5 protein-coding genes are annotated in these 9861 nt (G+C 63.9%); 1 reads left to right on the forward strand and 4 read right to left on the reverse strand.

All coding sequences use genetic code 11. From position 1 onward, the window contains the following. Nucleotides 1–2874: 2874 nt before the first annotated feature. Complete coding sequence (locus JX283_RS03200; protein ID WP_204829314.1) at nt 2875–4716, reverse strand: DUF262 domain-containing protein; 1842 nt, start codon at nt 4714–4716, stop codon at nt 2875–2877. Between the two features lie 142 nt (nt 4717–4858). Here JX283_RS03200 and JX283_RS03205 point away from each other — a divergent pair, with 142 nt between their 5' ends. After that, nucleotides 4859–5101: a helix-turn-helix domain-containing protein gene (locus JX283_RS03205; protein ID WP_204829315.1), complete on the forward strand. Its 243-nt coding sequence runs from the start codon at nt 4859–4861 to the stop codon at nt 5099–5101. On the opposite strand, the gene JX283_RS03210 is transcribed toward JX283_RS03205, so the two are convergent. The 3 genes from JX283_RS03210 to JX283_RS03220 all read right to left on the reverse strand — a co-directional run bounded on the left by JX283_RS03210 (nt 5069) and on the right by JX283_RS03220 (nt 9673). Further along, nucleotides 5069–6439 carry an AAA family ATPase gene (locus tag JX283_RS03210; RefSeq protein ID WP_204829316.1) on the reverse strand — a complete coding sequence of 457 codons (1371 nt, stop codon included), beginning with the start codon at nt 6437–6439 and terminating at the stop codon, nt 5069–5071. The two genes, JX283_RS03205 and JX283_RS03210, sit on opposite strands and share 33 nt — an antisense overlap. A 1038-nt stretch (nt 6440–7477) precedes the next feature. Beyond that, nucleotides 7478–7639 (reverse strand): hypothetical protein, encoded by a 162-nt coding sequence (locus tag JX283_RS03215; protein ID WP_204829317.1) that lies wholly within the window; start codon nt 7637–7639, stop codon nt 7478–7480. Between the two features lie 816 nt (nt 7640–8455). Continuing rightward, nucleotides 8456–9673: a coproporphyrinogen-III oxidase family protein gene (locus JX283_RS03220; RefSeq protein ID WP_204829318.1), complete on the reverse strand. Its 1218-nt coding sequence runs from the start codon at nt 9671–9673 to the stop codon at nt 8456–8458. Between the last annotated feature and the right edge of the window lie 188 nt (nt 9674–9861).

Consider the following 9861-nt stretch of genomic DNA (forward strand, 5'->3'; position numbering starts at 1 on the left):
CCGACTTCAGGCACGAGACCATCCGCGCATGGACAATGACCCCCGAAGCGTTTGATGCTGGCGGAAAGGTTGCCGTTGATGTCGCTTCCTGCCACGTGCGGAGACCCTCGGCAAACGTCGTTTGCCGTTTCATCGAGTTCTTGAGAGATGGATCAGGGGCCCAGACCGATGAGGAGATGAGCCAGGGGTGGAGAGACGCGCAGGAGGTGCCCTGCACCCTGGGCGTTGACTCGATAACGGGCAATCCCATTTACATCAAATTTGGAGGATCCAACGGCCACCTGTTTGTGAACGCCCCACGCCCTGATGCCGAAGGTCTCGTCGACACGGCGCTTATCCAGCTCTCCCTTGTGGCACGACCCCATTCCGTACATCTGGTCATGGGTGAGCGGCAGGACGACCCCCTGCAAAGGTACAAGCTTCTTCCCCAGCATGTGGAGGTCTGCTCGACAAAACAGGCGCTGGAAAAGGGGCTCGAGGAGCTCAACANACGGAGGGCCGCTCTCGACCCCTATGGCTGCGGATTCGAAATGTTCAACTGGTNGTCCGCCGAGGCGCCGATGCNCTCCCGTTNTCACNACTGTTGCAGCCATGGGTCTGCGGAACTCGGCGACTCAATGAGGTTGATGGTCATATCGATTCCCGATGTGGAGAATCTGCTGAAGGAGGATGCCGGGTTCGCAAAGCACGCCATTCGCGAGATCGAGAGGAGCGGCGCTCGCTACGGGGTGCACCTCGCGGCAACGATGTCTCTGCCGGGAACGTNTTACAGGTGCCACGAGGATTCGACCAATTCCATCTCTTTCTGCCGCGTGAATNCGCTGTNTAAANGTGACTGGTCTTCGTGGTCGGAACTACCGATTCCTGGAGGAATGCTCTTGTCGCCCAGCTGCTTAAATAGAAGTGGGTCGGGGCTTGGGTTCGCCTTGGATCCGATGGACGAGGGCACGTTCAAGGCCATTGCCCTTAGGTATTGCCCGTGAGACACGGGCCGGTGGCCACGGACTTCGCACCACCCGGGCGCCTGGCGCGATCGTCTGGACGTGCGGATCGGTGCCGTCCCGCCGAGAGGGGCCTCCAGTGCGCGATCCGCCGTCGCCGGCCTGGCGCGAAGGGTCCCCAATNCGCGACGGCCGAGCGGCGAAGGGCCGTGAGTGCGCGGCTATGCTGCGNAGCCGCCCCGATGCGCNATGTTGCGCCGCGAAGGGCGTCGANTGCGCGGCCTCTCCGCGAANCCGCTACGATGCGTGGTTGGTTGACCTCCAAAGGCCGCCGATGAGCGAAAACGGCCCGAAATCGCACATCGACGGCCCTTCGCTGCAGTTTTATCGCGCATTGGAGGGCTTTGGCCGAACTGGCCGAGCAGCAGGGCCGATGAGGGCGCCCTCCCCCCATACTCAATCCCCTGTCGCTCGGACGGCTTCACAGCGTGACCCAGGAGCAAGCAACGAGCTTCGTTGCATGGGATCCATACGTAGAACGATACGGGTCACAATCTACCACCATAGGACAGACCTNCACCCCTGCGGCCTCGTAGAATTAGATTCAGCGTGTGTCACTCAAAACAGACAGGAGGAACAATGAGGCCGGTAGAAGACCATGACCTTAAGACGCAAAAGGCGAAGTACGTTCACAGTCTTATTGAGGAAGCCAAGAGCGGCGTGGCAGGAGCCAGTGAAGACGCCCCCGNCTTCTACTCCCANTGGCTCCAAGGGGACGTCAAGAAGCACCTCACCTTCATGAGCCTTGCAAGGCGCGATGGCGACANGAACGGGATTCGCNAGCAGGCAGAGCTTGCGCAAGGGGCATATGTTGCAAAGGCTGCCTCTCTCTACCGGGCGCTCGACGATGCAGTTGTGCGTATGGAGCGCCTCATCGCGAGCANTNNGTATCATCACGCCGAACTCACCGATGAAGAGCTCCTTGCCCTTCCCGAAGTCCCCGTGGACGACCTTTCAGTCGAGCTTGGAGCCGATGAGAGCGGCGAGCCGGTGCGCCTCGACTTTGCCGAAACCCCTCACCTTGTCGAGCTCTGCGTGTTTGGAACGGGAGGACCACGAGAGTCGCTGGTAGACGTTGTTGCAGGAGCCCTTGGTGAAAGATGCGGGGTCCAGTTTGTCGCAATCGGGCCGTCGTCAAAGCGCTGCNGTNACGACGCTTCTCCACTNTGCATCCCACGTGCCTGTAGCCCCTATGCCAAGTCAGCTTCCGTCGATTGGCTGACGGCTGAGATGGAACAGCGCAAGAGACTTCTGGCCCTAGGGATGCAAACGGGCNCNGAGTTGTTCGTCTTCGCANNCGATATGGACGCCGACAGCTGGCTGTATGACTGGGACGGCCTAAGACCCGTTGCGGAGGAGGGCCGTGACCTCGGTGTCCACTTGGTGGCTACCGTCGACTATCTCTGGCATATGAAAACCACAGTCGAACCGCCGACAATCGACGGGCTTGTCAAGACGGGCCTTGACGACATGGTCATTTCCATTAAAGAAGAGAGTATAGGCGATAGAGGCTCCCTGTACCGCCTTCTCACCCCCAAAGAGTTTGACAGTTGGGCTGAATACTGCAAACAAATGGACGCACGGAAGAGCTACCGCTCGGAATTGCAATCGATAAAGGACCTTGGCAGGCAGTTCGCTCGAGGATTCGCCACGTTCCAAGAGCTTCTTGATTACGGGCAATTGGATAGTAGAGCTCGTATCGAACTGCTGCTGACAATCCTTAACCGGAAGAAGGAGCACCGCAAATAAGGTGTAGCGTCCTTGCGGCGAACAGGCCCNGCCCCGTGGAAATCCNTGGGGCGGGGCCTGTTGCATTCCTCATATCAGCCGAGATGCGCCGCCGAGATGCGATGGGCCCTGTCGCCATCCTGAATTAAAGTGCGAACGCACGTAGTGCTTCAGCGACAAGACGCTCGGTACGCTCAGTGATGCTTCGCTCGTCCCACGTCTCGCGCTCGGCCAAATCCTTGTTTAGATTCAAACCATTGCGGTAACCTATGGGCTCGCCGGCATCGTTGGTGNGNTCGCGCTTTCNCTCAAAACTCATGTTCGAGAGCTGTGAGTTGTATCCCGTGAGCGTGAGGTTTCCAAGCGTGTGCACAAGGTTCTCTTGGACCTGTTTCGCTTTGTCGGCATCCCCGTGGCCGACCATCTCGACCCATGCGCTCGGCAAATTCTCTCCTTGGGGAAGGATGTGCTCGATGGTCCAGAGGTAGTTGCCGCTTCGACCGCGCTCCCAGAAATCCGAGCGCTCTTTTGTCTTCGAGGGCTTTGCAAGGGTGACGAGGACGAAGCGAGCTGCATCCAGGTTATCTGCGTAAATCTTTCCCTCGAGCGCATCCTGAAATAGANCATCATTCGCAGACGCCCCTTTGAGCAGGCCTNCGCAATAACCGATTGCGTCCGCGCCGGTCAGTCCACTCTCGTTCGTCTTCTCTGCGCACTCCGTAAATAGGCGCGTGAGAGCATAGGTAGGCGGGGTATCCGTGAGGTGCCTGCGCACGAAGAAACGGACAAGGAAGCGAGTTATATCAACAATGTCGTTACTGGACAGTTTCAGGGCCTCGCGATTGAGGAGCAGAGCCAGCAGAAGCTGATAGCCGGNCACGCCCTTGATCCGCTCAAGATCGGCAAGGGCATCAGCCAGTTCCCCGTCGACCGGGCACTCATCGTTGAGCATCAAGGTACCGTAAGCTTTGGCGCATGTCTCCAGCCACTTCAGAGCGTCGAAGTCCTTATTTGCAATCAGCTTTCCATATATCCCGATGAGACGCGACTTGGTCGCCTCGTTGCCGAGCGGGAAAGCGCCATTGCTTTGATCGAACAAGGCGTTCAGCTTGAGGCGGCATGCGTTGTAGGACTGGCGGAGGAAGCGCTCCTGCTCTGCGTAGTTGTCACCAATGAGTCTCAGAATGCCCTGCCAACGGAAGAACACCCGATCGGTCTCAGAGTCGTCACAGGAGGCAAGGAGGTCGTTTTTNNTGAGGTCAACGGGAGTGAGCGGGATGCCCCGATTATTGAGAGACTCGAACAGCATATAGGCGTCAGAGGCATCATTGACGAGGATGGTCACAAGGATGCAGGAGGTCACCTTGCTGAGGAGACTCTGGAGAGCCCTGGCCCGGGATGGTGCGTCATCCATGTCCCGAAGACGGTTCTTTATAAGGCCGTAGAACAGGTTAAACGCTTTCCAAATGCGCCTNTTTCCGGCGTTGTTGGGCCTCGGAACCGACACCCCGANATCGGNAAGNGAAAATACCAGCGACCGATAGTCATCCAAGTTATTGTGCTGGGCCTGTGGGACAATGCGCATCTTAAACTCGTTGATACTATCGTCTTCAAGAATTAGACGATATAGAAGGTTAGCCTTTTCATTGTGGAACTTATCGCGACNATAGNCATCGAGCTCATCCTCGTTGACCTCTTTGAAAGCCTTGTAAAGAGCGCAGAGCAGGATGCCCAGCGTTGTCATGCGTTGCTGGCCATCCACCAGCTCGAACGTAGTGATTCCTNTTGCAGTGTTGGTGCCTCGATCGATCACGATGATCGACCCCAGAAAATAACCGGGGTCATTCTCCATGATGTCGTCGAACAGGGTCTCCCACTGCTCCTTGCCCCAGGTGTACTCTCGCTGGTAACGCGGAATCGTGAAGAGGAACTTGCTGTCAACGGATGTGAGCTGTCCAAGTTTAGAATTATCTACTTGCTTAATCATTCCGCCCCCTAGGGTACGACGGCCTCGTTCTGCGTATTGCGATATCGTCCTGCTGTTGTGCGCTGCGCATCATTGTCNNTTATATCGAGGTGCCTTTCAAGCAGTGTCTCATTAAGGATGGAAGCTCTAGGGAGGGGCTTCCATGACCGACTGGGACATCCGCATGCAGACCGGGCTGCGCATCAAGGAGCTTCGCGCCGCTGCAGACCTGAGCCAGGACGACCTCGCCTACGCCATCGACATGTCCCGCTCCTACCTCGCCGAGGTGGAGACCGGCAAGCGCAACATCTCCCTCCAGAACCTCGAGCGCATCGCCCGCGGCCTCGGCATCACGCTCGACGAGTTCNTTGACTCAGGCTACTTCCGACGGGGCGCCGACGCCTAGACCGTCCCCCTCGGCCGTGCCGTCCCCCTCCCGTGCCAGCATGGCCCGCACCTCCTCGCCATAGACGATCCCGCGGTCGTAGNGGAGCTGCGCCACCTGGCCGTGCAGGGCCCAGTGCCCCATGAGCAGGGAGCGGACCTCGGCCATGTCCCGCTGGATCCGGTCGACGGCCGCCGCCTCGCGCCGGGCGATGCGCTCCGGCGACGGCGGCGTGTACCTCCTGTTGCGCTCGCCGATCACGTTGAGGTGCTGGACCCCGCCCACACCGTGCATCAGGCCGCCGTAGACGATGTCGGTGACCTTCTCCAGGTCGCTGCGGNACCCNNTGGACCATGCCCCGAAGGCGACCTCCTCGGCCATGAGCCCGCCCAGACCCACCAGGACCTGCATGTCCTCGGGGGTGCGGTCGGGCGAGAACGGCTTGTGGTCGCGCCGCACCCTCGTGAAGCCGCGCCCTCGCCGGGCGCCGGAGCCGNGGAGCACCCCGAAGCTCNAGCACCCGGGGTCGACGAGCTCCATGACCAGCAGGTGGCCGGCCTCGTGGCAGGCGCAGCGGGCGCGGTCGCAGTACCGCTTGGTCTTGGCAGCCGCCTGCCAGCCCATGGGCTCCTTGCNGGGGCGCCAGGCCCTCCCCTCCCGATGTTNGACGCACACCCGCAGCACGTGCTCGGTGGTCACGACGTCGTTNCCCTCGGAGGCGGCGATGACGGCCGCAGCGTTCACACGGGCCTCGAGCTCGGCGCACGACATGGGGAACTGCGCGACGACGTCGGGGTCGATGGTGTTGGGGACGGCGTGCTCCTCCAGGTAGTGTGCGGCGATGCGGCGTGCGTCCTCGTACTCGGGACGCTCGAGGTAGATGGTGCGGTCGAAGCGCCCGGCGCGCACGAGCGACGGCGGGACGGCGCGCAGGACGTTGTTGGCCGTGGCGAGCACGAAGATGCCCTTGCCGGCGTAGTCGTCGATGCAGCTCTGCACTGCGACGTACTCGGGCTCGCTGGCGCGGTTGCGGTCGCCGCTGCCGAACTTGTCGAGGTCGTCGAGGAAGATGATCGAGGGCGCCTCCTCCGCGGCCCTGACGAAGGCGTCGCGGATCTGGCCGAGGAACTCGTTGCCTGCCACGGTGCGCCGCAGTGTGACGCACGGGCGTCCAACGTACTCCACGAAGCAACGTGCCATTAGGGTCTTGCCGANNCCCGGCTCGCCCGCGATGAGCAGCCCATTGGGGACACGGGCGCCCAGACGCTCGTAGGNGCTGGGGTCGACGAGCACCGNCGCGATGCGCTCGAGCTCGGAGACGACCCTCCGGTAACCGATCACCTTGCCGAACGCGCCCATGGGTCTCCTCTCGGGGTCGGGATGATGTGCTGAAGGTTACGGCCCGCTGAAAGAAGGACTATGCCGTATGGAGGCATAACGTGGGCGGAGCGAGTGTGGTCCACCTATGCCACCATCCCTCATGGCGGGCCGCAGAGGGCAGCTACGCTGGCCACAGCCCAAAACGAGGAGCGCCGATGAACCCACCTTTCACGCCGTGGTCTTTCAACCGAATCAAAGACCTCTTCAGACGCGTCTCCGGGAAGCCGGAGCCGGCCCCAGACCTCGGCACCAGAATCGTCGTGTCGCGCATCGTGCCCAAGTCGCGGATGCGCCGGATGGAGCTCACCGAGGTACCGGGGATCCCCTCCCCTGCCGCCGCCATCGTCATGACGTCGCGTCGCAAGATGGCAGGCGTCGAGGAGGGCCCCGACTGCCTCGTGCTGGAGTTCGCTGACGTCGCCTACGAGCACCCGCAGGCCATGACGCGGGAGCAGGCAAGGGAGGCGGCCGCGTTCTTCCTCGGGCACCGGGGCCGCGGCACCATCATGGTCGCCTGCGACAACGGTCAGGCCCGCTCGGCGGCCATGGNNNCGGCCCTGTTGCGGTCCTTGGGCGAGGACGACGGCTGGATCTGGGACAACCCGCGGNTCCGCCCCAACCAGCGGGNGTTCGCCCTCATGGCGGAGGCGCTGGGCGTCGAGCTCGCGGACGGCGAGGTGGAAGCCCTGGTGGCGCGTAACGAGGAGGCCTTCCACGAGGCGATGGTACGAGGGTGGGAGGGCGACGAGAGCCAAGGCCGCCTGGATACGGAGACAGACGTCATCGACGGAACATGACGACAGGCGCGGNAAGCCGCCTAGATATCCCTCGCTTAAAAATGTCATTCAGGTCCACGGAACACCGTGCCACAATGGGTCTCGCAGATCCAGATGACGGTACGGAGGCGCCATGGCCAGCCATGAGAGAGACACGTACGTCGAGGAAGACCTCACGCCGCGCAAGGCGTCGAGCCAGGAGCGCATGCTCGCGTTGTGGGACCTCATGTGCCGCTGCACGTCAGAGGAGGACGACGAGGGCGTGACCCTTGTGGCCAGCTCCTGGGACGAGGGCGACCTCGACGCCCCCGACGACATCCTGACGGTCCTCGAGCGCGACTACGGGCTGCTCGTCTCCGACACCCAGTACGACTCCGATCGCGCCTATGAGAACGCCCTGCATGAGTGCCCGGTTCGTGGAGATGGAGGATACCCCGGACGGCCCACGCTACCTCGTGCACAACGACGGCTACCTCAACTACCGGCTGGACCGCGTCATTCCTGGCAGCGTGGAGGACTGGGCGGACGAGGGATACCCCGGCCCGCTCCCCTACCGTCNCGTGGACCCGGCGCCCGGCAAGCGTGCCGGCCTCACCGANCACGAGCGCTACACCCTGGAGGCGAGCTACGAGATGTACGCGACCTCCGACCCGCTCATGCTCGAGCTGGAGGCAGAGGGATCGGTGCTCAAGGCCATCGCTGACTCGTTCGACCCCGACAGCGAGGACTCGCCCCTGGCCCGGCGGAACTCCGTGCGGGTGCTGTCCGACGGGCGCACGCGCGTGGAGGTCCCGGTGTCGGACGGGGCCGCCCTCATGGGACGCCTCGCGAGCTTCGGCACCGAGGCCAAGGTGGTGGGCGACCACCGGCTCAAGGAGACGTACGCGCGGTTCCTCTGCGGCGTGCTGGGCTCCTACGCCGACGACCCGCAGGTGGGCGCGGAGGTGCGTGCCTGGGCGAGGGGCATCGCCGAGGGCGGCGGCGAGTAGGGGGCGCCTTCGCGGCTGCCGGCGCGCGACCGGGAGGCCGCAGGGGGCTGAAGTCGATTGCGCGATATAAGCGCTGCAACTTGATGGAAATATGCGAACCACCGGCGCCAGAAGCGAGTTTCATCCATAATTTACACCGGTCTACTTATGATGGAACATTTATATCGCGCAACCCCGCACGGGGCCGGTTGAGGTTCGCACTCGAGAAGGGGCATCCCAGCCCGGAGCCGTCAGCCCCCGTCCGCCAAGCCCCACAGCTCCCCGAAGACGACGTTGCCCATGAGCCAGCCGCGCTCGGTGGGCGCAAAGGCCCCCGACGGGGTCTCGGCAAGGAGCCCCTCCCCCACCAGCGTGTCCACGGCGCGGTCCACGGCCGCCGCGCCGACGGCGTCCCGGGCGCGGGCGAGCAGCCCCGGCCCCAGCCCGTCCGACGTCCGCGCCGCGAGCATGAGGTCCTCGGCGGCGGCCTCCCCGGCCGTGAGCTCCTCTACTCCAAAGGACAGCCGCGACAGGTCCCCCTCGGCCGCGGCCACCTCCCGGGCGGTCGAGTCGCAGGTGAGACGAACCCGCGCCGTGGAGGCCGCCACGGCGGGCAGCCCCGGCGCCAGGCGACGCAGGCGCCCGTAGAGCCCGCAGTCGGCCATGGACGCCGCCGCCGTGCCGAGGCCCAGGTAGGGCGTGCCGTTCCAATAGGAGAGGTTGTGTCGGCAGCGCTCGCCGGGCCGCGCGTAGCTCGCCACCTCGTAACGCGCGAAGCCCAGCCGGCCGAGGACCCGCTCGGCCGCCTCCATGGCGGCGGCCTCCTCGTCGTCCGAGGGCTCCTCCATGGACCCCTCCTCCACGGCCCGCCCGAAGGCCGTGCCCTCCNNGACGATGAGTGGGTAGACGCNCACGTGGGTGGCGNCGGCGGCGACCACACCCTCCACGCTGGCGGCGAGGCTTGCCGGCGTCTGGCCGGGGACGGCGGCCATGAGGTCGGCCGACAGGCGGAGCCCGCTGGCTGCCGCCTCACCCAGGGCCCGCCGGGCCGCCTCACCGTCATGGACGCGCCCGAGGGCCCGGAGCTCGTCGTCTGCCAGAGACTGCACACCCAGGGACACCCGGGTGGCGCCGGCGTCGCGGGCGGCGGCCGCCAGGTCGGGCGAGAAGGAGTCGGGGTTGGCCNCGAACGNNGGCTCGCCCACGGACGGGACGGCACCGATCAGGAAGGAGAGGCCCTCGCCCCCCAGGAGCGACGGGGTGCCCCCGCCCACATAGGCAGTGGAGAGACCGTCGAGCAGGCCCTCCCCCGCCATGCGGCGCACCATGGCGGCGAGCGACCGGGCGTACACTGCCATGAGCGGGTCGCGGCGCCCCGTGGCCGACGAGGCGAAGTCGCAGTAGGCGCATTTGCGCACGCAGAACGGCACGTGGAGGTAGAGGGCCCGGAAGCCGATCGCGTCCGCCATCGTCGCCCCTCTCATAATCAAGGTCTGTAGTGACAAAAGTGCCCGACCATTGGGACAAAAGTGTCCGGGTGTTGGGACAGGGGCGTCACTGCGCGGCGACCGCCTCGATGAGGGCGAGGTAGTCGGCGGCGGTGTCGCAGTGCATGGCGCGCTCTCGCCAAGAGGCGGCCTCGGGCATGCCCTTGAGG

The organism is Olsenella sp. CU969 (assembly GCF_905219715.1).
GTDB classification, from domain to species: Bacteria; Actinomycetota; Coriobacteriia; order Coriobacteriales; family Atopobiaceae; genus Granulimonas; species Granulimonas faecalis.

Bases quoted from the DNA above. Each gene is read 5' to 3' on its own strand.
- JX283_RS03215 (WP_204829317.1), bottom strand. From the start codon at position 7,639: ATGCAGGGCGTTCTCATAGGCGCGATCGGAGTCGTACTGGGTGTCGGA.